This is a genomic window from Henriciella mobilis, assembly GCF_003576285.1.
GTDB classification, from domain to species: Bacteria; Pseudomonadota; Alphaproteobacteria; order Caulobacterales; family Hyphomonadaceae; genus Henriciella; species Henriciella mobilis.
In genome coordinates this window covers 1-26373 of sequence record NZ_QWFX01000013.1, presented here as the reverse complement: position 1 = coordinate 26373, position 26373 = coordinate 1, and the positions used below count along the sequence as shown (strand labels likewise).

Here is a 26373-nt window from a genome sequence, read left to right as displayed (position 1 = left end):
CATATTTTCATGACAGCGGAGTCGCGATGTTCTGGGATCATGATGACGACAAGCCTCGCGAAGAGTGTGGCGTCATAGGCGTCTACGGACACCCCGAAGCATCGCTTCTGACAGCCCTCGGCCTTCACGCCCTTCAGCATCGCGGACAGGAAGCCTGTGGTATCGCCACCTTCGACGGCGAGAAGTTCCACAATGAACGCCATATGGGCCTCGTCGGCGAGAATTTCGGAGGCGACCTGCATGCCCGCCTTCCCGGCCACTCGGCCATTGGCCACAATCGCTACTCGACCCAGGGAAAGCCGGCGCTGCGCAATATCCAGCCGATCTTTGCCGACCTCGCCTCGTCCGGTTTCGCGGTCGCCCACAATGGCAACATCACCAATGCCCGGGCGCTGCGCCGTGACCTGATCGAGAAAGGCGCAATCTTCCAATCGACGATGGACACCGAGGTCGTCCTGCAGCTTGTCGCGCGCAGCCCCAAACCGCTGATGCGCGACCGCTTCCAGGAGGCGCTGACCTATATCGAGGGCGGTTATGCGCTGGTTGGCCTGACGAACAAGAAGCTCATCGGCGCACGCGACCCGATCGGCCTGCGCCCGCTCGTCCTTGGCAAGATCGGTGAGGGCTGGGTCCTCGCCTCGGAAACCTGCGCCCTGGACATCATCGGCGCAGAATTCGTTCGCGAGATCGAGAATGGCGAAGTCGTCATTATCAGCAAGGACGGTGTCGAAAGCTATTTCCCCTTCCCGAGGCGCCCAGAGGCGCCTTGTCTTTTTGAGTATGTCTACTTTGCCCGCCCCGACAGCGTCGTTCAGGGCCGCAGCGTCTATGAAGTGCGCCGGCGCATGGGCAACCAGCTGGCCCGCGAGAACCCTGCCGATGTTGATGTGATTGTCCCGGTTCCCGACTCCGGCGTGCCGGCCGCCATCGGCTTTTCGGAAGCCAGCGGCGTGCCCTTCCAGCTAGGCATCATCCGCAGCCACTATGTCGGGCGGACCTTCATCCAGCCGACCCAGTCCGGCCGTCAGACATCGATCTCGCGCAAGCATTCGCCGAACAAGGCCGTGCTTGAAGGCAAGCGCGTGCTGCTGGTCGACGACTCCATCGTTCGCGGCAACACGTCCAAGCGGATCGTCAAGATGGTCCGCGATGCGGGCGCGCGCGAGGTGCACTTGCGCTCGGCCAGCCCGCCCATCGTCCATCCGGACTTCTATGGCATCGACATGGCCGCCCAATCGGAACTGATCGCAGCCAATCACTCGCTGGAAGAGATGCGGGATTTCCTAGGCGTGGAATCGCTCGGCTTCCTGTCCGTTCCAGGCCTTTACGCGGCCATTGGCGTCGAACGGAATGTCGAGATGCCGCAATTCTCCGACCATTGCTTCACCGGTTGCTACCCGACACGGCTGGTCGATCACATGCGCGACGAAAGCTCGAAGGAAAGACAGCTTTCCCTTCTGGACTAGGCGCGCCGGCCCGGCTACGCCGCCCGCATGGACAAACGCATCACCCTCGTTACCGGCGCCTCACGCGGCATCGGCAAGGCCGCCGCCCTCGAACTCGCGCGGCGCGGCCATCATGTCGTTGCCACCGCCCGCTCGAAGCTGGCGCTGGAGAAACTCGACGATGAGATCAAGGCGCTCGGCGGCACAGCCACGCTGGTGCCGATGGACCTCAAGGACAAGACCGCCTTCGAAACGCTCGGCCAGGCACTCGCAACCAAGTTCGGCCGGCTGGACGGCCTGCTCGGCAATGCCGGTGTTCTCGGCACGCTGGGGCCGCTGCAGGCGATTGGTCCGCGCAGCTTCGAGGAAACGATCGAGGTGAACCTGACGGCGAACTGGCGCCTGATCCGCGCCATGGCCCCGCTGCTGCAGCGCTCAGAAGCCCCGCGCGCGGTGTTCATCTCTTCAGGCGTCGTGCCACGTCCCCGCGCTTTCTGGGGGCCTTATCAGGCGTCCAAGATGGGGCTGGAAGGTCTCGCCTATGCCTGGGCGGATGAAAACGAGAACCTGCCGCTTCGCGTCAACATTTTCGACCCGGGTGCCACGCGCACCGGCATGCGCGCCGAAGCCATGCCGAGCGAGGACCCGAACACCCTGCCCCCGCCTGAAGACGTGGTGAAGCAGCTGGTACCGCTTCTGGAAGAAAGCGAGACCCGCACGGGCGAGCGGATCTTATTCGCAAAGTAAGCTCCACCTGTTGCTGGTGGAACTCGTCGCATAACAAGGCCTACTTCTTCTTCGTGCGCCGACGCCCTTGCGCCTTGTCGGCATAAGGGTTGGCGCCCTGGCGCACAAAGAGGCGGATCGGCACGCCCTGCATGTCGAAGGCTTCGCGAATCCCGTTGACCAGGAAGCGCTTGTACTGCTCAGGCATGTGCTCGCCGCGCGAGGCGATCAGCACGAAGGTCGGCGGGCGGGACTTCATCTGCGCCATGTAACGCGGCTTGATCCGCTTGCCATGGACGGCTGGCGGCGGATGGCGCTCGATCGTGTAGCGCAGCCAGCGATTGAGATCGCCCGTCTTCACGCGTGCACACCAGTCGTCATAGACCTTTGCCACCGCTGGCATGAACCGCTCGACTCGCTTGCCGGTCAGGCCCGACAGCGTCACCAGCGGCGCGCCCTTTGCGTTGGGCAGCAGGCGTTTGGCAAGCTCGGTGAGCTCGCGCATCTTCTGGGCGTGGTTCTCGACCGTATCCCATTTGGAAATGACGAAGACGAGGCCGCGGCCTTCGCGGATAGCGAGATCGGCGATCTGCAGGTCCTGCTTCTCGAAGGCATCGTCCGGATCCATGACCAGGGCGATGATGTCGGCATATTTCAGAGAGCGGACCGTTTCGCCCGTCGACATGCGCTCGAGCTTTTCCTGCACCTTCGACTTGCGGCGCAGGCCCGCCGTGTCGACCAGCTTCACCTTGCGGCCCTCATACATCCAGTCGACAGAGATGGAATCGCGCGTGATGCCGGCTTCCGGGCCGGTGAGGACGCGTTGCTCGCCAAGCAGCTGATTGATCAGCGTCGATTTGCCTGCATTCGGGCGCCCGACAATGGCCAGCCGGATCGGTTTCTTGCGGGCTTCCTCGCGCGCGGCAAGCTGGGCTTCGGCCTCGGCAGCATCATCGATGCCGGCGGCTTCTAGCCGGGCGGTCAGCTCTTCCTCGGACAGGTTCGGATCGTCGACGTCGATTTCGGCGAGCTGGTCAAGGATCTCATCATTGAAGCCCTCGCCTTCGGCGGCGTCGTCCTCGACGAAAGCGGCCTCGAAAGCTTCCTCGCCCAGCGCGGCGCGGATCGCACCATAAAGTTCACCCATGCCCTCGCCATGCGCGCCCGACAGGCCAACCGGCTCGCCGAATCCGAGGCCCCAGGCTTCCGCGATACCAATATCGCCGCGATTGCCCTCAGCCTTGTTGGCCGCCAGCACCACCGGAATGTCGGCCTTGCGAAGGACTTCGGCGAAGCTCTCATCCGTCGGCGTGACGCCATCGCGCGCATCGATCAGGAACAGGGCGAGTTCCGCCTCCCGGATCGCGACCTCCGTCTGATGGCGCATACGGGATTCCAGGCTGTCATCGTGGACGTCCTCGAACCCGGCCGTGTCGATCAGGATAAGTGGAAGGTCTGCAAGCCGGCCGGGCGCTTCCTTGCGGTCGCGCGTCACGCCCGGCTGGTTGTCGACAAGCGCAAGCTGCTTGCCCGCCAGCCGGTTGAACAGCGTCGACTTCCCGACATTCGGCCGGCCGACAATTGCGATCTTCAGCGGCATAAGCCGACCCTTCCCAGTGCACGCCCCGACCCAAGCGGGGCAAAGCGCGACCGTTTAACGGATCGCGATCAGGCGCGCATCATCTGTCAGCACAAAAATCTTGTCGCCAACTGAAATCGGTTCGAGATAGACCGGGTCCTTTAGCTCCAACGAGCCGATCCGTTCGCCGGTCTGCGGGGACAGCGCGATCAGTCCGCCGAGCGAATTCACGACGATCACCTGGTTAGACGCGACGATCGGCCCGGCATAGGCGATGCGGCCCTTCTTCTTCTTCTGTTTCTCGTACTGGCGCAGCTGGGTCACCCAGTAGACTTCACCGCTATTGGCCTGAATCGCCGCGACGCGGCCATCGGTTCCGCTGATGAAAATGTAATTTCCGGCAAGCGCAGGCGCAGACGTCGAACCAACCGGCTGGACCCAGACCCGGTTGCCCGTACGACCGTCAATTGCCGCCATCACGCCAGACTGGTTGGCCGCGAAGACCAGGCCACCGCCGATGACGGGGCGCGAGGCAATGTCGTTGATCGAGGAGATCGGCGTGAAACGGCCCGGCCGCGACAGGGCCTCGGTCCACAGCCGGCGACCATTGGCGGCGAGATAGGCGATAATCTCCCCGGACGAATAGGGCGTGATCACGATGTCTTCGACAGCCGCTGAACTTGGCGACCCGAGCACGCGCGCAGATTCGGCAATCGCCTGGTCGGACCAGAGAATGCGGCCGGACTTCACGTCGAGCGCGAAGACTTCATTGTTGTTGGACGAAACATAGGCGCGGCCGTCCTTGATCGTCGGAGAGCCGGTCATCGGCGCTTCCATATCGGTGCGCCAGATTTCCGAGCCGTTCGAGGCACTAAGCGCACTGACGAAACCGAAGCCGCTGGCAACGATCAGCGTGTCGCCGGACAGCGCGAGGCCTGAGCCAACGCCGATATCGTCGCGGCGGTTGCCGGAGTCGAGCTCGCGCGTCCAGAGCCGGTCACCGGTATCCAGGTCGAATGCCCGAACCGTCTGGCGGGAATCGATCACGAAAATCGCCGAATTGCTGGCAACGGGCGGCGTTGTCAGGGCCGATTTGCGAGTCGACCCCCGTCCAGCATCGACACTCCAGGCAATCTGCAATGCCTGCGCGGCGGCAACATGGCCGGCGGTCTTGCTCGGCCCGGCTCCGGCCTGCGGCCAGCTGTCGAGCGGCTGGGCGGCCGGCAGGGTGATTTCGGCACCGCTCAGGTCTGCGCTGGCCTCAATGACCTCGTCGCCGAGCACCATCTCGATCCGTCCGGCCTTTTCCTCTGCGGAAAGGCGTTCCTTTTCAGCCTTGCGGTTGCCGAAAACCGAACAGCCGCCAAGGGCAAGCACAAGGATGCCACCAATGGCGAGGCGCGCGTACTGAGTCTTGTTCATTCCTGTTGATCTCCATCGGTTGCCGGCGCCTGGCCTTCGCCCCCGTCAGCCGTTGTTTCGGGCTGCCCTTCTGCCGGCTGCGTCGCAGGCGCAGCTGCGGGCAAGGCAGCAAGCGCGCGAATCGCACGCTGGCGGACACCTTGCGGCACATAAGGACTGTCGAGTCTCAGGAAACCGAACTGCTCCCTGGCATAGTCAAAATCGCCTTCGGCCACCGCCATCGACGCGAGAAGTTCCAGTGCGAGTGCGCCGAATTGCGTATCTTCATTGGCCAGCGAGCCGAGATAGGCCTCGACGTCCTGGCGCGACGCTGTTTCGGATTTCAGATAGGCCGCCTTGAGACGTGAAAGCTTGCCGATCGGCGTATCCTGAGCCGCGGCCTGCTCGAGTGCAGCGATGGCAGCCGCCCTGTCGGCATTTCCCTGCAGGCGCGCTTCGGCCAGGAAGTTCGCGGCAAGTGGCGCGATGCGTGCGTCGCTATCCGCCAGTGCCTCGAACCCCTCAGCCGCAGACTGAAACTCCTGATCAGCCAGAGCATTGCGCGCGGTCTCGAAGGCCTGCGCATTCTGCTCGGCGCTCTGGGTCGTCCGGTGCTGGAGATACTCGTTCGCGGCCACGCCGCCGATCAGCAGGGCCGCCGCGATATAGGCGAAGACACCGTACTTTTTCCACAGCCGTTCGGCCCTGTCCTGGCGGAGGCCTTCCTCGACTTCCTCAAAGATATCAGCCACTTGGGACACTCCAATTACTGGCCAGTCTATTCGTTCGCGCACCCTAACCCCGGGGCTGGTCCCCGGCAACGCGCGAAAGCGGTTCGGCCTATTGTTTCGTCAGCTTGTAGGTTTCTGCCGCGCCCGGAAAGCGCCGCGCCCGCACGTCGGCGGCATAGGCCTCCACGGCTTTTCCGATATCCGTTCTGAAATCGGCGTATTTGCGCACGAATTTCGGCACCCAGTCGAACACGCCCAGCATGTCCTGCGTCACCAGCACCTGACCGTCGCAGGCGGCCGAGGCCCCGATGCCGATCGTCGGGCAGGACACCGCTTTCGTGATCTCTTCGGCGAGATCTTCCGCGACCCCTTCGACCACGATGGCGAATGCGCCGGCCTCTTCGGCGGCCTTGGCCTCCTTCATGACGCGGGCGCGCTCATCCTCATTGCGGCCTTGCGCACGGAAGCCGCCCGTCACATTGACCGCCTGCGGTCTAAGGCCGACATGCCCCATGACGGGCACGCCGCGCTCGACAAGGTGGGAAATCTGGTGGGCTGCATAGGCCCCGCTTTCCAGTTTCACCGCCTGGCAGCCGGTTTCCTTCATGATCCGGGCCGCGTTGAGGAAGGCCTGGTCGGCATTCGTCTCATAGGACCCGAACGGCATGTCGACGACGACGAAGGCCTGGCTGGAGCCGCGCATGACGGCCTGCCCGTGCAGGATCATCATATCCATCGTGACGGCCACGGGCGTATCGAGACCGTGCACGACCATGCCGACGGAATCGCCGACCAGCAGCACGTCGCAATGCGGATCGAGGATTTCGGCCGTCGGCGCATCATAGGCCGTCAGGACGACCAGCGGATCGCCGCCCTTGGCGGAGGCGATGTCGCGAACGGTCTTGCGGCGAATCTGGGTTTGCTTTGACATGCGATGTGCCTTAGCGCGCCCCCTTCGCAACCTCAAGAAAGCATGTAATCAGGCGGGCAAGATGACCCATTCGACACGAACTGTTCTGGCTGCTGCAGCGCTCTACGGCGTGGTCGCCTTTGCCATCGGCTTCGTGTTCGGCGCGCTCCGCCAGCTTGTTCTCATCCCCTGGCTGGGCGAGCGGGCCGGGCATTGGGCCGAATTCCCTCTCGTCACCGCCAGCATCATGGCGTTCGGCATCTGGCTCTCGCGCAGACGAGGCCTTGGCGAAACGACGGCCCTGCTGACCGGCTTCGGCGGGGTGATCGCGCTGCTGGCGATCGAAAGCGTCTTCGCCCTCGGCCTCATGGGCATGAGCGTCGAGGCGTTTCTGTCGACCTTCAACATCATTGAAGGCGCCCTTTTTCCCTACGGCCTCGTCCTGATGGGACTGGCACCGTGGGTTGCAGCGCGCCTCAGCCGCTAGGCCGGCATTGCCGGGACACCGAACAGGATCGGATGCAGCCAGAAGGCAATGGCAGCATAGACACCAAGCCCGACCACAACCGACAGCACATCGCCCATGACGTTCGGCTTGAGGTCTGCCGGCGGACCGTTGTCGCCGCGCTTCTTGACGGCAATCCTGTCGATGACGCCATAGGCCAGGAAGCTGCCGAACAGGATGATCGAGTTCAGTTCGCCATTGGCTAGCAGGTGTCCAAGCGCCCAGAGCTTCACCGCAACCAGCATCGGATGCTTCAGCGTCTTCTTGATATGGCCCGCCGGCATGTAAGCGGCGACGAGGATGGGCAAGGCGAGCAGCTGGAACAGCATGTTCACATGCTTCAACCAGACCGGCGGCACCCAGATCACAGCGGATGGCCGCATGGCGCCATAGCCATAGATGATCAGCACGAAACCCGCGATCGTGAGCAGGCTGTAGAGGCCCATATAGGGGCCGTAGCCCATCTTCGTGCGCAGATCGCTGCCCGGCGCGCGCGAGCGGAATGCCGAGAACAGGTGCGGTCCGAAGAACAGGACAAGCCCGGCCAGTAAGTATGTCATGATCAGCCCTCCCAAACTTTCCTGAGCATGTCCTGACTTGGCCCCGTCTGCAAGCCGCGCGCATTCGTCCGCAAGACAGCCTGCCCGCCGCTTGCTAGAGCGCATGCATGGATAGGCGGATCGCACTCATTGCCGGCGGCGGCATTGGCGGGCTGACAGCGGCCCTCGCGCTGTTGCAGCGCGGCTGGGGTGTTCAGGTGCTTGAAGCTGCGCCAGCCATCGAGGAAGTTGGCGCCGGGCTGCAACTGAGCCCGAATGCAATGAAAGTGCTGGACGCACTCGGTCTGGCGCAGGCGGTCGAGGCGCGGGCCTTCGAACCAGAAGCGCTTGAGCTCAGGCTCGGCCGGTCCGGCCAGCAGGTGTTCCAGATTGCGGCAGGCAAAGCCGCGCGCAAGCGCTGGGGTGCGCCCTATCTCCATATCCACCGCGCCGATCTGCTCGATGTCCTCGAACAGGCGGTCCGGCAGCATCGGCATGCCGCCATCCGCCTTGGCGCGAAGGCCGTCTCGTACAGTCTCGCCGGGGATGGCGCACAGCTGAACCTGGCCTCGGGCGAGCCACTGGCCGGTGATCTCGTCATCGGCGCCGACGGCATACGCTCAGCCCTCAGAGACCAGATGCTCGGCCCTGATCAGCCCCGCTTCACGGGGAATCTTGCCTGGCGGATGACGGTTCCCCTGGACCGGCTGAAAGCGCCGCCGCCGCCGACCGCCTGCGTCTGGGCCGGGCGCGGACGCCATGCCGTGACATACCGCCTGCGCGGCGGCGCGCTGGCAAACCTTGTCGGCATCGTCGAACGCTCTGACTGGACAGGCGAAAGCTGGACCGAATCCGGCACGCGGGACGACGCGCTTTCCGATTTCAGCGGATGGGTGCCGCAGGTGACCGAAATCATCGAAAAGGCGGACTCGCTGTTTCGCTGGGCCCTGTTCGACCGCGCGCCCCTCTCCGGCTGGCATGACGGTGCTGTCGCGCTGCTCGGCGACGCGTGCCATCCGATGCTCCCCTTCATGGCGCAGGGCGCGGCCATGGCGATCGAGGATGCGTGGGTCATGGCGCAGGCGCTGGAGGCGGCACCATCGGTGGCGCAGGGCCTCGCCCTCTATGAAGCCCGCCGCAAGCCGCGCGCTTCGCGCGTGCAGGCCGCCTCGCGCGCCAATATGAAGACATTTCATCGGCGCTCGCCGGCCATGCGGCTGGCGACATATGGGCCGATGTGGCTTGCCAACCGGGCCGTCCCCGGCTTCGTCCAGTCACGCCAGGACTGGATCTATGGCGAGGACGTCACTGCGAGGGATCGATGATCACGCGTCCGACAACGCGGCGTTCTTCCATGTCGGCAAAGGCCTTGCGCCAGTCATCGAGGCCGTAAACCGCGTGAACATGTGGGCGGACCGCCTGGCGTGCGACAAGATCCCAGACCGCTTCCATGTTTTCGCGGCCCCGTTCCGGAAAGCGGCGGCCATATTCGCCGGCGCGAACACCAACGACAGAAAAGCCTTTGATCAGCGGCATGTTCACCCCGATCTGCGGGATTCGCCCCGAGGCAAAGCCGATGACGAGAAGCCGGCCATCAAAACCGATGCAGCGCACGCTCTCGTCGAAAACGTCGCCGCCTACCGGATCGTAGATGACATCAGCGCCGCCGCCGGTCACCTCTTTCACCTTCTCGCGGAAGCCGTCATTGACGTTGATCAGCACCTCCGGATCGTAGGCCTGCCGGATCTTCTCCAGCTTCTCCTCGCTCGATGCCGTTGCGATGACGCGTGCGCCGAGATGCTTGCCAAGATCGACAGCCGCGAGACCGACTCCCCCGGCGGCCCCATGAACGAGCAGCCACTCGCCTGGCTGGATATTAGCGCGCCGGACGAGCGCGACATACGCCGTCAGATAGGCCGAACCGACAGCAGCTGCGCTCGCAAAATCAAGATGATCGGGAATGTGCCGGACGGCCGACGCCTTGTAGACCCCGTACTCGGCAAAAGCGCCGCCAAGTCCGCCGGTCACCACCCGGTCGCCGACAGACAGGCCGGTTACATCAGGTCCGATGGCAGCGACCTCGCCGGAAACATCGCCGCCTGGCGTGAATGGAAGGTCCGGCTTGTGCTGGTAGCCGCCGCGCGTCATCAACAGGTCAGGAAAGCCGAGACTGCCAGCCCGGATCTTCAGCAGGATGCCGCCGCTGTCAGGTTTGGGAACGGGAATGTCGCGCAGTGCGCAGCCTTCGAAATCTTCGGCAAGCGTTTCGACCCTCAGGGCCCTCATCGTTTCCGGGAGACTCATGATCGCCTTTGCGCTGCTGCCAACTGACAGGCGCGATTTAGGCGAGACGGACGCTGGAAGTCCATCTTTACTCCGGGGCAAAGGCTATCGCCTGGCCTACTGACCCATCTCCTCGCGTATGGCTTCCTCGATCAGGCGGGCCTGCTCTTCTGCCTTGGCGCGCTCGGCGGCCTGACGGTCGAGTTCTGCCTTCTTCCTGCGCTCGGCTTCCGGCCCGAACAGGACATTGAACAGGTCACGCTGGCTCGGCTTGTCGAGCGGATTGTCTTCCAGCCAGGCCAGTACGGCGCAATTGTCCTCGAAGACGCGCCCCTCTTCTTTCAGATAGTCGAGAATGGCTTCCTGCGGCGGGCTTAGCGGGCAGTCGCCGCTCAGCTTTGCCGGCAGGACGTCTCCGACCTTGCTTTCATCGATGTCGAAGCGGTCGGCGACCGTGTCGGGATCGATCTGGTCGGCCAAGCCGCCGGCCTCGACGGCCGAGGAGCCGATCTGGTCGAAGCTCGCATTGCTGCGTTTGCCGGTGTCGTCCGAATTGTTGCCGAGCTGGCCAATGGACGCGCTACGGTCGGCATAGGCCGCGAGCGCCAGCAACGCCGCAAGCGCGGAAGCAAACAGGATAACCCGCATTCCGACCAAGCTCCTCAGTTACCGGTTTGCGTGACGATGACGGTCGAGTTGCCGTACTGCGTCACCGCGAAACCGAGATTGTTGCCGGTCTGAACATGCTCAAAAACATTGTTGCTGCCAAACTGCTTGGCGGCGGAAAGATTATTGTCGCCGGTCTGCATCAGCTCGTATTCATTATTGTCGCCATACTGGCGAATGAAGGCGCCATTGTCGTTTCCCGACTGCACGATTTCAGCCAGGTTCTGGCCGCCAATCGAGGTCTGGGACGCAATCACCAGATTGCCGTCGCCCGACTGGTTGACTTCGATGGCATTGCCGGTGTCGCCCTTCTGCCGGATGATCGCCGTGTTGTGATCGCCGATGGTCAGCTCGTTGGCGTTGACGTCCTCATCATCACCAAACATGGCTTCCAGCGGATCGCTGTTCAGCGAGTCGAATTCCGATCCTTGCGCGAAAGCTGCGGACCCCGTGAGGGCCCAGGCGGCTGCCGCATAGGAGGCGACGCGAATAAGCGATTGCAGGTCTGTCTTCATGACTTTCAAGCTCCACCAAATAAAACCGGATCCGGCGTGGCATCCTGACGTCCAGATGGCTGGACGGGATCAACATGACCGCGAGCGTGCGGACCGGAAAAAAGGACCAACAGGGGCCGGACGTCCGGCTGGAGACCTGCCCCTGTCGGCGAAGAGGCCCGGCGCCATGGGGCGCCGGGCCTGCGTTAGGCCTTACTGATAGACCAGGGCGGTGTTGTACGAGCCGCTCTGATGGATATCGGAGTCAGCACCGGACATCGTCTGGTAAACGTCGATGACGTTGCCCGGACCACCGATCTGAACCAGGGTCGCATCGGTGTTATCGGCCGTCTGAAGGACGTCGATCTCATTGTTGCTGCCATCCTGGTAGATGTAGGTACGGCCATGATCGCCGGTCTGCTCGACATCGGTCGAGTTGTGGCTGCCGCGCTGATCAACATAGGTGAAGTTCGCCCCACCATCCTGCAGAAGGAGCAGGTCGTGGCCGACGCCCGTTTGCGTCAGGGATGCGAAGTTCAGGTTGCCGCCTTTCTGCGTGGCTTCCATCAGGTTGCCTTCACCCGACTGGTCGAGGTTTGCAGTGTTGCGGTCGCTCAGCTGGTGCAGGTTCATGACCTGCTGGTCACCAGACTGCATCATCAGCGTGGTGTTGTAGTCACCGATCTGCTTCAGCTTCATCGCTCCTTCGAAGGAGGTCTGATAGATCATCGCATTGTTGCCGGTGCCTTCTTGAGTGGACCGGATTTGCGAAGCTTCGGCATCCTGCTCAACCACCAGGCTGTTCCAGGCACCGTCCTGAAGCGAGGTCAGCTTGACCTTTTCACCCTTCTGGAAGCCATCGACGCTGTTGTTCTTGCCGAACTGGTCGATGTCGACGAACCACTGCGTGGACGACTGCACGAACGGTGCATCAGTCGAACCGACGGAGTTGCCTTCGCCAATCTGCAGGATTTCCAGGGCAGCAGCCGTGGCCGAGTCCTGAAGCAGGTTGACGTAGTTGCCCGGACCACCCGGTGCAGACAGCTGGGAGACCGTGATGATGCTGCCAACCGAGTTCTGCTCGATCAGGGCTTCGTTCATGTCGCCCGTCTGGCCGAGGAACACCGAGTCGCCAACGCCATGCTGCGTGATCGCAGAGGTGTTGTTGTGGCCGAGTTGACCAACAGCAGCAAAGGTGCCGAGACCGGACTGCTCGATGCCGGACACGTTGCCGGAACCATCCTGCAGGACAGTGGCCACTGCATTGGCGCCATCCTGAAGGATTGCCGAGCTGTTGGCACTACCAAACTGGTTCACGGAGGCAAAGCCGAGGCCGGAATCGTGCTGGACGATTTCGGAGTCGTTGCCCGTGCCAGCCTGGAACACGAATGCCACGTCGGTGGTGTTCGACTGAACGATCGACGAGGTGTTGGCATCGTCGCCAGGTCCACCCGAGCTGAGCTGGGTGACGGTGGCAACGTTGTTTGAGCCGTCCTGGTCGATGTTACTGTCGTTCAGCACACCGGTCGGAGCAACCGAGCCGTCTGCCTGGTAGACAAAGGTGGCATTGTCGCTGCCGGACTGGTCGAGGAACGAGTAACCGTCGGCACCGTCCTCCTGGGTGATCACAGCGAGGTTGTTCTCGCCGGACTGTTCGATTTCGTTTTCACTGGCGTATGCTGGCGCCGCAAAAACCAGGGCTACAGCCGCCCCGACTAGAAGGTGTTTGCGCATAAGTTTTTACTCCTTTGACTTCGCTCAGCCCGTCCTCAAGACGAGCCCCCTTCACCAACCGCCCATATCGATTGCTCGATGTCCCCAGGGCGGGTCTGAACGACGCGTTATGCGCCCTCCATGTTCGTCGCCATGCCGGCCGTGCGCGGGGCATCTTGCGACACCCGTTGCATGTCCAGTGTGGCGATCGAATTCTCATGTCCGCGCAGCGCCTGAAGGCCGCCAATCGCGGATGTGTAAGTGTCAGCGGCCGTCAGCCCGAGTTCGCCGTCCCCTTGCGCTACGGGCTGGACGGCCGCTGATGCCGCGGAGATGGTCTGCGCGACATGTTCTGGCGCCTTGGCGACCGCATGAGCGTCCGCCTCGGCATTGTAGGAAGCCTTGGCCGGCTGCATCTTGCCGTCGGCCGAAGGCACTGAATTCATTGAGACCTCAGCCGGGCGCTCATCCTTTGCAGGCGCGCTTTCCGGCTTGTTTTCGGTGATCTCCGGCTGTGCCAGACGGGCTTCCTGGACAGGACGCTCGGCAGCGGCATAGGCAGAGCCCACATCGTTGTACACACCGTTGCGCTCAGCGCGGTAGCGTTCGAGAAGCTCGGCACCGGCCACCTGGTCGCGGAAGCTCCAGACCCCGAGGTCTGCGCCTTCCATGATCAGCAGCTCGACGGCCTTTTCGGTGGCCTGGCGAAGCGCCAGCAGGTCGGGCTCGTTCGTGGTGATGCCGGTGTCGACTTCGAGAAGCTCCTTGAAGCTGACGAAGCGGAACACGTTGGAGGCAACGCCCACGGACGCGATCTTCTTGGAAGCAACCACCGTGGTGATCACTTCGCCCGTCTTCACGCTGACAGCGCGCAGATAGACGGTGACCTTGTCCTCACGATAGTCGGTCTTGGCACCGATGCCGAGGAAGCGCGCGCCGGCGCCACCCGTGATCGTGTTGGTGTCATAGCCAATGATACCACCCTCGAGGATGATGCCAGCGAACAGAAGCGGCGGAAGGGCAGCTTCATTGACATCTTCCTCGCCGAGATACTGGCGGCGCATCTCGCGGATGATCTGGCGTTCCTTGAGAAGGTTATCGAGGTTTTCGCGCTCGATGACCGTGAACCAGGAGCGGTTGCCGGCATCCTGCAGCGCTTTCAGCAGGACCGAAGTCGAGCCTTGCGTCACGGCCTTGGACAGCGTCTGCACGCCAGCCGATGACGGCTTGAACTGGCCGGTCTGGTCCTGGAAATCATAGACTGCTACTGCGGCCCGCTCGCGTGGCGGCGGCAGTGAGCGCAGTGAAGACTGCGTCTCGGTCACGGTCTCGGAAACGGCCGGCTTGTCAGCGAGGTCCAGCATGGCGCCGGACGTCGTGGTGCAGGCCGAGGCGAATGCGGTGGCAGCGGCAATGGCTGCTGGAAGCTTAAGAACGTTCAACATCTCAGTAGATCTCCCCGGTCGGGCCGAAATCCTCGTAGAGAGAGGATCCGGTAAGATCGCCTGAACCGTTCGGTGTCACCGGAATGGCGCCCTGGCTCTGAGTGGTGCTCATCGGCGAGCTGAACCCGGACACGCCAGCCGCGCTGGCCGATTCGGAAACGTTGAGAAGCGGAATTTCGATTTCGGTGACGGTGCCCGTCGTCAGGTCGGTGATTGTCAGCTGCACCGAGTCGATGCCGCGGACGAATTCAATGACCTGGTCGCCAAAGGTGATCGTACCGGAGTCTTGCGGGTTCTCCCCGAAGATGGCCTCGTTCACTTCACCGGCGAGGGACGAAAGAAGCCGGCTCTGCAATTGGCGAATGAATTGTTCCGACTGGGAGTCCAGGCCGTTATTGGCGTCCGGGTCCTTGTAGTCGTTCTGCGCATTCGCAATGCCGAGCAGGTGAGATGAGTTGAAGCTGTCGCCACCGAAGGATGGATTGACTGGCTTGTATACGAGTTCCTGCGCGGTTGCTGCGAGCCCGGCCGGCAAGAATGCGGCGGCTAGCAGCGCACAGGCTGCGGTGCGTCCCTTCATTAGGTGTCCCCGTTTTCAACGTGCGCGTCCAGACCATCTAGACTGCAGTGTCCCCACACCGGTGCACGTTTGATGCCAAAGGTTACAGCTCATTAAACATTCGTCAATTAAGAAGTATGGTTAATGAATGATTTTTTTGTCTTTTTAATACACTGTTTTTATTGAATTATTTTTTCTTCGGCGCTGCAACAATCCTGTGAGGCGAACGTTAATAATTTCGTTCTCCTCTCAGATTGACCCAGTTCTGCACAGGGTAATTTCATGCAAATTTGCATGAAATTGTTCTAACTGCGCACAGAGCTGTGCAAGCATGCGGCATGGCACGGCACCATGGCGGCTTCGCCTGCTCTATCTACGATTGCAGCGCTGTGCGCCTGCCGGCCAATCCGGAGAATGTTCCGGCATTCGCCTTCCCTATTCGCTGGGCTGATGGGCTCGCTGTGTCTCAATCTGCTACAGACGGGACTTGGACTTGGGCCGGTCATGCCGGTAAAGGCATGCAGCGCTCACTCCTTATGAGGCTGAACCTGGTGCTTCTGAGCAGATTTCTCCTGGCCGTATGCGCCATCATTATCCCGATCAGCGCCTGGTTGTTTGCGCCCGTGGACACCGTCATCCTGTCATGCCTGTTTGGCTGGGTGCTGCTGGCACTGGCCGTAATCGACTTTCGCAGCCTTCTCCTGCCAGACCCGCTCACCCTCGCCGCAGCCCTGCTCGGCGCGCTGATGGTTGCAACGACGCGGCCCAATGACTGGCTGGAGCATTTGATCGGCGGGGTTGCCGGCTACCTTGTCCTGTTTCTTGTCGAGACGGTCTATCTGCGGCTGCGCGGGCGCGATGGGCTCGGGCGGGGCGACGCGAAACTGCTGGGTGCGATCGGGCTGTGGGTCGGCTGGACACGCCTTCCGGATGTCCTGCTGCTCGCTTCCCTCACGGGCTTGCTTGCAGCGCTGACCGCAAACCGCCTTCTCAAAAAGGAACTGTCGGCGAGCACGCCGGTCGCCTTCGGCCCGTGGCTGGCGCTGGCAGGATGGATTTCCTGGCTCGCCGGTCCGCTCCTCGTCCCGTCAGTCTAACCTGCGAAAACGCTAGGCGGCTATTCGCCCGCCGAGGCAGAGGCCGACAGCTCGCTTTCTTCTGCGGCCTTCATCACCCGCAGCTCGTCGCGCATGCCGAGCAATAGGCTGACGCAACTGACCAGGACGATGGAGGTGAACGGCAACGCCGCAGTGATCGTGCCTGCCTGAAGCGACTGGAGCGTCGCTCTCCCGCCACCATAGAGCAGCATGGACGCGGTCACGCCCAGCATGCAGGCCCAGAAGACACGCTGCGTTACCGGCGCATCCGTCTTGCCGCCCGATGTGATCGCATCGACGACCAGCGCGCCGGAGTCTGCAGACGTCACGATGAAAACGACCAGCAGGAAGATCGCCGCCGTTGACGTGATAGCGGCGATGGGCAGGCTGTTCAGCATCTCGAACAGGGTCAGCGACGCGGTGGACATACCGTCCGCGAGATCGCCCTGCCCGGCTTCGAACTGCTGGATGGCTGTCTCGCCAAATGTGGTGAACCAGATCACGCCAATCACAACCGGCGCCAGGATCACGACCGTCAGGTATTCGCGCACCGTCCGGCCCTTTGATATCCGCGCGATGAACATGCCAACAAAGGGCGACCATGAAATCCACCAGGCCCAGTAGAAGATCGTCCAGTCATGGAACCAGGCGGTATCCTCCCGACCAAACCAGTTCGACAAGGCCGGCGCGTCGATCAGGTAGGTGAAAAGGTTTTGACCGAAGCCGCTGACAATGGCGAGCGTCGGACCGAGAATGAAGACAAAGATCATCAGGATGAGCGCGATGCTCATATTGATGTTGGAAAGGAGCTTCACCCCGCCATCCATGCCGCGAAGCACCGAGATGACGGCGAGGCCGGTGATACTGAGCACCAGCAGGATCTGCATGCCGAGCGTAACGGGCTGGTCGAGCAGATAGGCCACGCCGCTGCTCGCCTGTGTCGCACCGATACCGATCGTTGTCGCGAGCCCGAAGACAGTCGAGATGACCGCTAGCGTGTCGATGACATGGCCCCAGAAACCCCATACTCGTTCCCCGAGGATGGGGTAGAAGGCCGACCGGATCGTCAGCGGCAGGCCCTTATTATAAGTGAAGAAGCCGAGCGCGAGGCCGACGATCGCGTAGATGGCCCAGGGGGATATCCCCCAGTGGAAGATCGTCGCGCTGAAGGCAAGCCGGCGTGCTTCCGGCGTTCCCGGTTCGACATTGAACGGCGTTCCGAACCAGTCTGAATAGTAAGCCAGCGGCTCCGCGGCCCCGTAGAACATGAAGCCGATGCCAACACCGGCCGCAAACAGCATCGCAATCCAGGAGTGAATTGCGAATTCCGGCCGGGCATCGACGCCGCCCAGCCGGATCTTGCCAAGCGGCGATATCGCTAGCGCCAGGCAGAAGATCGTGAGCAGGACCGGCGTCATCGCAAATAGCCAGTCGAAGGTCTGCAGCGTCCATTCGCGCGCGGTCTCCAGCCCGACTGCAGTTGCGCCCGGGAAGATCAGTGAAACCAGCGCGAACAGGATGACGAGCCCGGCACTCAGGAAGAAAACCGGATTGTGGATATCGAGGCCGAGCATTTCGACATTGTCCTGGCCGACTTCGTAATCGGTCTCGTATTCGGACTGATACTCTAAGTCACTTTGAAGATCGGTATCGCTCATTACTTCGTCACTATCACTCGGATCGGATGGTTTGTTCATTGAACTATTCCTTTGAGCGTTATCGACCACATTTCGGCGATCCCTCCAACCAACAAAACATTCCCTTCGCATGTGACATAAGTGTCACGCGCCCTTAATATACTGTTTTTAATGACTTTTCATACATATCAAAATGTCAGCTCTCACAGATTGCGTATGCTGCACTGCGAAAAACCTTTTACGAATCGAACTATCACCTTAGTTGGACAACTGTTCGGCGCCTGGCCTTTCGGCCGTTGTCGCGCCACCGCTCGCCTCGGAGTCCGTCCGGGTCGCGAGCGCTCGTTGAAACCAATGATGGGGTAAACAAATGAACACTCTTCGCGGTGGAGCATCATTGCTCGCCATAGGCGCCCTTATGACGGCCGCTCCGGCCATCGCCGTTGCCCAACAGGCTGATCAACCGGAAGCCAGCGCCGCTCAGCCGGCCAAGCCGGCCGCCAAGAAGCGCCGTCTGAAAGCGGTCACGGTGACGGCCACGAAGCGGACCGAAACCGCTCAGGACATTCCGGTCACAGTGAACGCTCTTGGCGAAGTCGAACTCGATCAGCTCGGCGTCAAGAACTTTACCGACTATCTCGTCCAGCTGCCGGGCGTCACCGCCGGCGGTTCGGGCCCCGGCCAGAACACCATCTACATTCGCGGCCTCGCATCGACGACACCAAACCTCACGGTTGCCGGTGTTGCGGGTCTCGCCCCGAATGTCAGCTTCTATCTCGACGAACAGCCGCTGGCCCAGCCCGGCCGTAACCTGGACGTCTACGCTGCCGACATGGAGCGCGTGGAGGTTCTCTCAGGCCCGCAGGGTACGCTGTTCGGCTCCAGCTCGCAGGCCGGTACGGTCCGCTTGATCACCAACAAGCCGGACTTCTCCGGCTTTGACGCTGGCTTCAAGGCATCGACCGCCTTCACCGATGGCGGCGAGATGAGCAACAGCGCCGAAGCCATGATCAACCTGCCGGTCACGGACAATTTCGCGCTTCGCGGCGTTGTCTACAATGACACCCAGGGCGGCTACATAGACAATGTCGGCGGCACGCTCACGGCTGAGGAATCGGCCCGCTTCCGTCCAGAAGGCACGGTTCGCGCCAATGGCGTCCCGGTCAATTCCAACCGCGCCGGCTTCCAGGCAGGCGCCGACCTGTCGGGCGTGAACTTCATTGCTGCCGACAACGGCACCATCGCCGAAGACGACATCAACGATGTCACCTATCAGGGCTTCCGCCTCAGCGGCATGTATCGCTTCAATGATGACTGGGACCTGCTGATCCAGCACTCGCAACAGTCGATTGAAGCCGATGGGGTCTTCTCCGCCGATCCGGAGCTCGACGACTACGATATCGTCCGGTTCACGCCGGAAGAGATCGAGGACAAGTTCCACAACACCTCGTGGACGCTGGAAGGCCGCATCGGCATGCTCGAGGCGATCTATACCGGCGCCTATACCGAGCGGACCACCGACCAGATCGTCGACTATTCCGACTATCTCTTCGTCGGCCAGTACCTGCCCTACTATATCTGTGACTATGACGTGACCTATCCGACCGGCGCTGCGCCGGCTGGCACGTGCTACGCGCCGAACCTGTTCGTGAACTCGCACTCGGAAACCGAAGTGCAGACCCACGAAATCCGGTTCAACACGCCGTCCGAGAACCGCTGGCGCGCCACGTTCGGTGCGTTCTACAGCGACCTCGAACTGGCTGAGCGGAATGACTTCGTCTATCCGGGCTCGACCATGGTCCAGTATACCGATGGCTCGGTCGGCTTTGCCCCGAACTATCCGCTGACCAATACGGATGTGACCGGCCCTATCGGTGACGCCTATCCTGGCTATTTCAGTGAAGCAGGACCGTTCCCGGACGGCGTGATCTTCCGCAATGACGTCCTGCGCACCGATGAACAGCTTGGCCTGTTCGGTGAAACGACGTTCGATCTCACCGACCAGTTCGCCCTGACGCTGGGCGCGCGCTGGTATGATGTCGAAGTCGACCTGAAGGGCAGCGCGAACTCGTCCTTCTTCAACCTGTTCGCCGACACCGACCAGCAGGTCTTCGGTACGAACATCTCCTACATCTACGGCCCCGATGGCCCGGCGGACGCCCCCGACAAGGCGGCAACCGACGGCATGATCTACAAGGTCACGGGTGAGTGGACGCCGACAGATGACACGCTGTTCTACGCCACCTACTCGGAAGGCTTCCGGGCTGGCCTGCTTAACCGTCCAGGCGGCGCAAGCGGCCCCGGCGGCTACACGGTCCCGTATGAAGTCGACACTGACGACATCAAGAACTACGAGATCGGCTGGAAGACCGAGCTGTTCGACAATTCGCTCCGCTTCAACGGCGCAGCGTTCTTCGTCGAGATCGAAGGCCTGCAGACGACGATCTTCGATCCGTCGATCGTCAACCTGTTCTTCTCGGATAATGCCGCGAATGCAGAACTGCAGGGCATCGAGGGTGACTTCACCTGGGCGCCTGACAGTGTCGACGGCCTGACAATTGCCGGTGCCTTCTCGCTGCTCGACACCGAGATCACTGAAGTGCTCGTGCCGACCGACGATGTTGTCGAAGGCTCCGAGCTGGCCTTCGCGCCTGCCTATCAGGGCAATCTGCGCGTTCGCTATGAATGGGATCTCGAAAAGCAGATCGCCGGCCAGAATCTCGTGGCCCACGTGATGCCGCAGATCGTATTCTCCGACAGCTCCTATTCCGACGTCATCGAGATCAACAAGATGGAACTCGACGGCTATGTGACGCTTGGCGCCACGGCCGGTGTGACGGGCGACAATTGGGGCGCCGAGATCTACGCGTCGAACCTGACGAACGAATATGCCGAACTGAGCGGCAGCTTCGTCTATGACCGTGAGCGCATCACCCCGATCCGTCCGCGTACGATCGGTATCCGGGTCAGCTACGACTACTAGGTCTGGCCTGAAACACTTGCACAAATCCGCAGCGCCCCGTTTAAACGGGGCGTTGCACTTTCTACCCCTCTGAACAGATGACATCCCAAGCCACTCCGATCGCCGACGCCCTGAAGGCCATGCGAGCCGCCATGCAGGCTGGCCAGTTCGATGACGCTGCCCGACAGGCTGACGCGCTTCTTGCCGATCATCCCGACAATCAGGACGCGCTCTATATGGCCGCCGCCACGGCGCGCTATCTCGGACAGGATGACCGCGCCTTCAATCTGCTGGGCCGGCTGAAACGGGTTGCGCCGGATTTCGGCAGGGCATTCCAGGAAGAAGGCCATCTCCATCGCAAGCGCGGCGATACCGCTGCGGCGTTGACGGCTTATCAGCGGGCGGTGCGCTACAATCCCGCTCTAAATGCCAGCTGGACAGCCATGGCCGAGCTGCACGACAGTCTCGGCAACCCGAAAGCCGCCGCCGAAGCACGCGCCCAGGCCGACAGGCTGAAAGCGCTGCCGCGCGAATTACTGGCGGTCACGAACTATATCCATGAGGGCAAGCTACTGCAGGCCGAGCGCATTGCGCGCGCCTTCATGCAACAGAACCCGAAACACATTGAGGGCATGCGCCTGCTCGCCGATATCGGCACACGGCTTGGCGTGCATGAAGATGCCGACTTCCTGCTGGAAACTGCCATCCAGCTCGCACCGGACAATCCGCAGCTCAAGATCGATTACATCCAGGTACTGCGGAAGCGCCAGAAATACGAAGCCGCCCTCGCCCAGGCTGAAGCGCTTCTGAAGCATGATCCGAACAGCCCTGTTTTCAAATCACTTTTTGCAATTGAGAGCATGCAGGCCGGCGATTATGACACCGCCCTCGCCATCTTCGACGACGTGCTGGAGACCATGCCGGACGATCTCGCCACGCTGACCTCGCGCGGTCATGCGCTGAAGACGGCGGGCGAAACTGACAAGGCGATCGCGTCCTACAAGCGGGCAACCGAGGTTGAGCCCCTGCATGGCGATGCCTGGTATGCCCTCGCCAATCTCAAGACGTTCTCCTTCTCCGACGCCGATATCGACGCAATGCTGCGGGCAAAGAAGGATCCGAACCTCTCCTATATGGGCCGCATCCATGTGTCCTTCGCGCTCGGCAAGGCGCTTGAAGATCGCGGCGATTATGACGCCGCCTTCGAGCACTATGCCGAGGGCAACCAGCTGAAGAAGCTGCAGACGCGCTACACAACAGAGCAGATGCACGAGGAATTCGAGGCGCAGAAACGCCATTGCACGGCTGAGCTGTTTGAGACCCGCGCCGGTGTCGGCCATGACGACCCCGCGCCGATCTTCATTCTCGGCCTGCCGCGCGCCGGCTCAACGCTGATCGAGCAGATCCTCGCCTCCCACAGCCAGGTCGACGGGACGCTGGAGCTGCCGAACATCCTCTCGCTCGCCCACCGGCTGCGCGGGCGCAAGCAGGTCTCCGACCGCGACCGCTATCCACGCGTGCTGCATGAACTGCCGGACGAAGAATTCGAGAAACTCGGGCGCGACTATATCGAGAATACGGCGATCCACCGGAAGGGCGCGCCCTTCTTTACCGACAAGATGCCCAACAATTTCCGGCATATCGGCCTCATCCACATGATCCTGCCCAATGCAAAGATCATCGATGCGCGCCGTGAGCCGATGGCCTGCTGCTTTTCAGGCTTCAAGCAGCTTTTCGCCGAGGGCCAGGAGTTCAGCTACAGCCTGGAAGACATCGGCAACTATTATCGCGGCTATGTCGACCTGATGGCCCATTGGGACCGCGTGCTGCCGGGCAAGGTGCTGCGGGTCCAGCATGAGGATGTCGTCGCTGATCTTGAGGGCCAGGTCCGCCGCCTGCTGGACTATTGCGGTCTGCCCTTCGAGCAGGCCTGCGTCGACTTTCACAAGACCAAGCGCGCCGTGCGCACGGCAAGCTCGGAACAGGTCCGCCAGCCGATCAGCGCCTCGGGTCTCGACCAGTGGCGCCACTTCGAAGACCACCTCGGTCCACTGAAGGAGGCGCTTGGGCCAGCCCTCGAAACCTATTCCAGTCAGTAGACGATGGACCAGAAAACGACAGACGCTCTAATTTCCCTGCGCCGCATACAGAGGCGGACGGAGCTTTATGCGCGTTCGCTCGCCCAGTCTGCCGATCTCAGCGTGTCGCAGCTGAAGGTGATGCAGCTGCTGGCGAGCCATGACGCCGCCACGCCAAGTGAACTCGTCCGCATGACCGCCCTCAGCAACGCATCGATCACATCTCTGATCGACAAGCTGGAAGCCCGCGGCATGGTCGGCCGCCGGAAGGACCCTGCGGACAGACGAAAAGTCGTGCTGGCCCTGACCGAAACGGGCCGGGACGTTCTGAAGACAGCGCCAAACACGCTGCAGGACCATTTCGAACTGCTTTTTTCGAACCTGCCGGAATGGGAGCGCTCGATGGTCGTTTCCGCGCTCGAGCGTGTTGCAGATATTGTGGATTCCCGCTCCGAGGTCACCGATTCCGAGCCGATCCTCGATGTCGGCGCATTCGACCGCGCCGGCGAAGACTAGAGTCTCGCCCTAATAGCCGCGCTGGATATCGACAGAGGCGGGCGGTTCGCCGGTATCCAGATAAGCTTCCAGCAGGTCGCAGAAACGGTTCACGGCATCATCGGGCAAGGTGAGACCGGACACATGCGGCGTGACCGTGACGTGAGGATGCGCCCAGCGCCAGTCATCGCGCGGCAAAGGCTCGGCCTCGAAGACATCGAGGACCGCGTGGGAAACATGTCCGGCGCCCAGGGCCGCGCGCAAGGCTGCATGATCAAGTGTCGAACCACGCCCGACATTGATCAGCAATGCGCCGTCGAGCGCCTGCAACATGGAAGCGTCGATCAGCCCATCCGTGTCCGCCGTCGCCGGGAGGGCAAGGATGAAGACATCCGGAGAGCGCCCAGCGGCGAATGAATCCAGGGCCAGCACACGGTCGAAGTCGGCCCGGCCCGTGCCGCTACGCGAATAGCCCGTCACATCTGCGCCGAGCGCCTTGAAGGCCCGTGCGATGCCCGACCCAATGCTCCCTGTGCCAACCACGGCGACAGAGGCGTCGAACATGTAATGCGGACTGGCGTCCTGCTTGTCCCATGCGGCCTTTGCCTGAAGGGCGCGCCGGACCGCCATTTTCTGAAAGTGTGCCAGCGCATAACCCAGGCAGTATTCGCCAATCTGCTGGCCCATATGACCGGTCGTGCGGGTGATGACGGGCGCTGGCCCACTTCCCGACAGCGCTTCGCACAGATGGTCAACACCAGCCCCAACCGAGTGAACCCAGTCATAGGCTTCAAGCGGTTCGTCGGTCGGCGGACGAAAGCTCATCAGCACTTTCAGGCCGCTCGCTTCTGCTGCGCTATCCACAAAGCGGACAGATGGAAACCGCGCCGACAGCACATCACGCATGACGGCTTCATGCTTGTCGAGGATGCGCACGGATACCGCTTCAGTCGTCCAGCTCATCCGGCTTGTTTTGGGCGTACCGGCAGCAGCGTGCAAGCCCCACCCGCTCAGACATGACGGATTCGCGAAAGGGCCTTCTTCAGCATGTCGTACTCACCCGGCTCGAACAGGGCCTCGATGCGGCGCTGGGCGGCTTCCCAGAGCGGAAGCGCCTCCTCTATCTTTTCCGCACCCTTCACTGTGAGAAGCACTTCGCGCTTGCGGTCTGGCCCTGGTGTTCCGAGCATGATCAGCCCTTCGCGCTGGAGGAGCGCAAGATTGCGCGACAAGGTCGTACGGTCGATATCGAGCATCTCGCCAATCGCGGAGATCGAGTCTGGGCGGTAGGACGCGATCGCGTTCAGCAGGCCGAACTGCGCGATCGTCAGGCCGACTGGGCGCAGCGCATCGTCGAAAAGGCGTGTGACCGACCGGCCCGCCCGCAGCACCGAAACAGCCGCGCATCTTTGTGCCGTTTGTTTCGCCGTTTGAGAAATTCTATCCATACCGTGTATATGCATTTTTTCTCTTACAATTTCAAACCTGTTACGCATGGGAAGCTTTATTTCCCGTTGATCAAAGACTTGACGCATTGATCGTGCATATACATTTTGATTTTACGAGAGCTTACTCCCGTATGAAACTCATGGTCTGGGGCCCTGTGGTTCCAGACCACTCTTTTCCCTGATGGATACGAGATAATGTATATACAACAACTTTCCTCCCACTTCCGCCACACCATGCTTGCCGCTTCTGTGATCGCTGCGATGGCCCAGCCAGTAGCGGCTCAGTCAAGAACGCTTTATGCCGATGCACCACCGGCTGTCCGGTGCGCTGATGGCGTCGCATCCGGCAAGTCTGCGACAATCGCTTTGCTTCACACCTGCGAGGACGCGATGAACGCAACGACGTCGCAGCGCTCGGTACGGGCCGCCTCCATGGTCAACACCGGGATCGTGCTGATGCGGCGCGGCGAAACCAGCGACGCTCTCGCCCTGTTCAATCGCGCTTCCAGCTTGCACGATGACCTGCCGGGCCTCAGCCTGAATATCGCTGCCGCGCAACTTCGTGCTGGCGCCAATGAAGACGCCCTTGCGACGCTCGAAGACATCGAGGCGCTCCCAGACCACCTTCAGCATGTCGCCTATTTCAACCGGGGTCTCGCCCATTGGCGCCTCGACCAAGTCTATGAGGCCTATGCTGACTTCAAAACAGCGCAGGCCATCATGCCCGGCTACGCTCCGGCACGGAACGCACTGGCCCATTTCACGGTCGCCCCTGAATATCAGGCAGCTTCAGTGAATGACTAGCTGAACTGGCGGCAGCGAAGCCTCAGGAAACGCGCATCCTCGCCAGCCGCTCATCCATGATCTTTTCGGCATCCGCGATAATCCGGTCGATCAGCTCCTTGACGGTCGGAATATCGTGGATGAGGCCCTGGATCATGCCGGCGGACCAGATGCCGTCGTCGGCATCGCCCTTCTCCATCGCCGCACGCCCGCGCACACCGGCAACGAGGTGCTGGATATCCTCGAACTTCGCCCCGCCCTTGGCCTCGATGGCAACGACTTCCTCACTCACGGCATTCTTCATCACACGCGCTGTGTTGTGGAGCGTCCGGAAGATGAGCTTGGTGTCGCGCTCGTCATTCTCGACCATCTGCTTCTTGAAGTTCTCATGAATCGGCGCCTCTTTCGTGACGCAGAAACGGGTGCCCATATTGATGCCGTCCGCGCCGAGCGCGAGCGCCGCGACGAGGCCGCGCCCATCGCCAAAGCCACCGGAGGCCAGCATCGGTACTTTCACCTTGTCGGCAGCCGCCGGGATGAGGATCAGGCCGGGAATATCGTCCTCGCCAGGGTGGCCGGCGCACTCGAACCCATCGATGGAGATCGCATCGGCGCCCATGCGTTCGGCCGACAGCGCGTGGCGAACCGCGGTGCATTTATGGATCACCTTGATGCCATGTTCCTTGAAATGGTCGATATGCTCCTGCGGCTTGTAGCCAGCCGTCTCGACGATCTTGATCCCGCCCTCGATGATGGCCTGGCGGTATTCGGCATAGGGCGGCGGCTTGATGGCCGGCAGGATGGTCAGGTTCACGCCGAAGGGCTTGTCGGTCATTTCCTTCGTGCGCGCGATTTCCTTGGCGAGGTCCTCAGGCGT

Annotated in this window: 24 protein-coding genes; 9 read left to right on the top strand and 15 right to left on the bottom strand. The window is 61.8% G+C overall.

Annotated features, from left to right (window positions below; genetic code table 11):
• Positions 1 to 26: 26 nt before the first annotated feature.
• Both purF and D1223_RS10570 read left to right on the top strand, forming a co-directional pair.
• Positions 27 to 1466 carry an amidophosphoribosyltransferase gene (gene purF, locus D1223_RS10575; protein ID WP_119376402.1) on the top strand — a complete coding sequence of 480 codons (1440 nt, stop codon included), beginning with the start codon at positions 27 to 29 and terminating at the stop codon, positions 1464 to 1466.
• Between the two features lie 27 nt (positions 1467 to 1493).
• Positions 1494 to 2192, top strand: a complete 699-nt coding sequence (locus tag D1223_RS10570) for an SDR family NAD(P)-dependent oxidoreductase (RefSeq protein ID WP_119376401.1) — start codon at positions 1494 to 1496, stop codon at positions 2190 to 2192.
• 40 nt (positions 2193 to 2232) lie between these two features.
• On the opposite strand, the gene der is transcribed toward D1223_RS10570, so the two are convergent.
• The 4 genes from der to panB form a co-directional block, all read right to left on the bottom strand.
• The gene (der, locus tag D1223_RS10565; protein ID WP_119376400.1) at positions 2233 to 3771 is read right to left on the bottom strand and encodes a ribosome biogenesis GTPase Der; all 1539 of its coding nucleotides are present in this window, start codon (positions 3769 to 3771) and stop codon (positions 2233 to 2235) included.
• 54 nt (positions 3772 to 3825) lie between these two features.
• Positions 3826 to 5172: an outer membrane protein assembly factor BamB family protein gene (locus tag D1223_RS10560; protein ID WP_119376399.1), complete on the bottom strand. Its 1347-nt coding sequence runs from the start codon at positions 5170 to 5172 to the stop codon at positions 3826 to 3828.
• The gene (locus D1223_RS10555) at positions 5169 to 5903 is read right to left on the bottom strand and encodes a tetratricopeptide repeat protein (protein WP_158586730.1); all 735 of its coding nucleotides are present in this window, start codon (positions 5901 to 5903) and stop codon (positions 5169 to 5171) included. The genes D1223_RS10560 and D1223_RS10555 overlap by 4 nt, the downstream gene beginning before the upstream one ends.
• Positions 5904 to 5991: 88 nt before the next feature.
• Positions 5992 to 6813, bottom strand: coding sequence for a 3-methyl-2-oxobutanoate hydroxymethyltransferase (gene panB, locus D1223_RS10550; protein ID WP_119376397.1), 822 nt, complete (start codon positions 6811 to 6813; stop codon positions 5992 to 5994).
• Between the two features lie 61 nt (positions 6814 to 6874).
• On the opposite strand from panB, the gene D1223_RS10545 reads away from it, so the two are divergent.
• Positions 6875 to 7279, top strand: coding sequence for a hypothetical protein (locus D1223_RS10545; RefSeq protein WP_119376396.1), 405 nt, complete (start codon positions 6875 to 6877; stop codon positions 7277 to 7279).
• On the opposite strand, the gene D1223_RS10540 is transcribed toward D1223_RS10545, so the two are convergent.
• Entirely contained in the window at positions 7276 to 7857 is a 582-nt protein-coding gene (locus D1223_RS10540; protein ID WP_119376395.1) for an NnrU family protein, read from the bottom strand. The two genes, D1223_RS10545 and D1223_RS10540, sit on opposite strands and share 4 nt — an antisense overlap.
• A 107-nt stretch (positions 7858 to 7964) precedes the next feature.
• Here D1223_RS10540 and D1223_RS10535 point away from each other — a divergent pair, with 107 nt between their 5' ends.
• Entirely contained in the window at positions 7965 to 9161 is a 1197-nt protein-coding gene (locus tag D1223_RS10535; RefSeq protein ID WP_119376394.1) for an FAD-dependent monooxygenase, read from the top strand.
• Here the strand turns inward: D1223_RS10535 and D1223_RS10530 are convergent.
• From D1223_RS10530 to D1223_RS10505, 6 genes are all read right to left on the bottom strand, one after another.
• Positions 9142 to 10140 carry an NADPH:quinone oxidoreductase family protein gene (locus D1223_RS10530; RefSeq protein ID WP_119376393.1) on the bottom strand — a complete coding sequence of 333 codons (999 nt, stop codon included), beginning with the start codon at positions 10138 to 10140 and terminating at the stop codon, positions 9142 to 9144. The genes D1223_RS10535 and D1223_RS10530 overlap by 20 nt on opposite strands.
• A gap of 96 nt (positions 10141 to 10236) precedes the next feature.
• Positions 10237 to 10767: a hypothetical protein gene (locus D1223_RS10525; protein ID WP_119376392.1), complete on the bottom strand. Its 531-nt coding sequence runs from the start codon at positions 10765 to 10767 to the stop codon at positions 10237 to 10239.
• A 14-nt stretch (positions 10768 to 10781) separates the two neighbouring features.
• On the bottom strand, positions 10782 to 11300 hold the full coding sequence (locus D1223_RS10520) for a hypothetical protein (RefSeq protein ID WP_119376391.1): 519 nt from the start codon (positions 11298 to 11300) through the stop codon (positions 10782 to 10784).
• 192 nt (positions 11301 to 11492) lie between these two features.
• Entirely contained in the window at positions 11493 to 13013 is a 1521-nt protein-coding gene (locus tag D1223_RS10515; protein WP_119376390.1) for a hypothetical protein, read from the bottom strand.
• Positions 13014 to 13120: 107 nt separating this feature from the next.
• Complete coding sequence (locus tag D1223_RS10510) at positions 13121 to 14437, bottom strand: CsgG/HfaB family protein (RefSeq protein WP_119376389.1); 1317 nt, start codon at positions 14435 to 14437, stop codon at positions 13121 to 13123.
• A 1-nt stretch (position 14438) separates the two neighbouring features.
• Positions 14439 to 15017: a curli assembly protein CsgF gene (locus D1223_RS10505; RefSeq protein WP_119376388.1), complete on the bottom strand. Its 579-nt coding sequence runs from the start codon at positions 15015 to 15017 to the stop codon at positions 14439 to 14441.
• A gap of 317 nt (positions 15018 to 15334) precedes the next feature.
• Between D1223_RS10505 and D1223_RS10500 the strand changes: the two genes are divergently transcribed.
• A complete protein-coding gene (locus D1223_RS10500) occupies positions 15335 to 16093 on the top strand; it encodes a prepilin peptidase (protein WP_119376387.1) in 759 nt (252 codons plus the stop codon).
• Positions 16094 to 16113: 20 nt separating this feature from the next.
• Here the strand turns inward: D1223_RS10500 and D1223_RS10495 are convergent, their stop codons facing one another.
• On the bottom strand, positions 16114 to 17751 hold the full coding sequence (locus D1223_RS10495; RefSeq protein WP_119376386.1) for a BCCT family transporter: 1638 nt from the start codon (positions 17749 to 17751) through the stop codon (positions 16114 to 16116).
• A 349-nt stretch (positions 17752 to 18100) separates the two neighbouring features.
• On the opposite strand from D1223_RS10495, the gene D1223_RS10490 reads away from it, so the two are divergent.
• The 3 genes from D1223_RS10490 (at position 18101) to D1223_RS10480 (ending at position 23286) form a co-directional block, all read left to right on the top strand.
• Complete coding sequence (locus tag D1223_RS10490) at positions 18101 to 20713, top strand: TonB-dependent receptor (protein ID WP_119376385.1); 2613 nt, start codon at positions 18101 to 18103, stop codon at positions 20711 to 20713.
• Positions 20714 to 20790: 77 nt separating this feature from the next.
• The gene (locus D1223_RS10485) at positions 20791 to 22791 is read left to right on the top strand and encodes a tetratricopeptide repeat-containing sulfotransferase family protein (protein WP_119376384.1); all 2001 of its coding nucleotides are present in this window, start codon (positions 20791 to 20793) and stop codon (positions 22789 to 22791) included.
• A 3-nt stretch (positions 22792 to 22794) separates the two neighbouring features.
• Positions 22795 to 23286 (top strand): MarR family winged helix-turn-helix transcriptional regulator, encoded by a 492-nt coding sequence (locus D1223_RS10480; RefSeq protein WP_119376383.1) that lies wholly within the window; start codon positions 22795 to 22797, stop codon positions 23284 to 23286.
• 9 nt (positions 23287 to 23295) lie between these two features.
• On the opposite strand, the gene D1223_RS10475 is transcribed toward D1223_RS10480, so the two are convergent.
• Both D1223_RS10475 and D1223_RS10470 read right to left on the bottom strand, forming a co-directional pair.
• Positions 23296 to 24228 carry an NAD(P)-dependent oxidoreductase gene (locus D1223_RS10475; protein ID WP_119376382.1) on the bottom strand — a complete coding sequence of 311 codons (933 nt, stop codon included), beginning with the start codon at positions 24226 to 24228 and terminating at the stop codon, positions 23296 to 23298.
• A gap of 47 nt (positions 24229 to 24275) precedes the next feature.
• Positions 24276 to 24713, bottom strand: a complete 438-nt coding sequence (locus D1223_RS10470; RefSeq protein WP_158588453.1) for a MarR family winged helix-turn-helix transcriptional regulator — start codon at positions 24711 to 24713, stop codon at positions 24276 to 24278.
• Between the two features lie 195 nt (positions 24714 to 24908).
• Between D1223_RS10470 and D1223_RS10465 the strand changes: the two genes are divergently transcribed.
• The gene (locus D1223_RS10465) at positions 24909 to 25517 is read left to right on the top strand and encodes a hypothetical protein (protein WP_147372790.1); all 609 of its coding nucleotides are present in this window, start codon (positions 24909 to 24911) and stop codon (positions 25515 to 25517) included.
• A gap of 22 nt (positions 25518 to 25539) precedes the next feature.
• On the opposite strand, the gene D1223_RS10460 is transcribed toward D1223_RS10465, so the two are convergent.
• The coding region (locus tag D1223_RS10460) for an NAD(P)H-dependent flavin oxidoreductase (RefSeq protein ID WP_147372788.1) at positions 25540 to 26373 on the bottom strand (834 nt) is incomplete at its 5' end.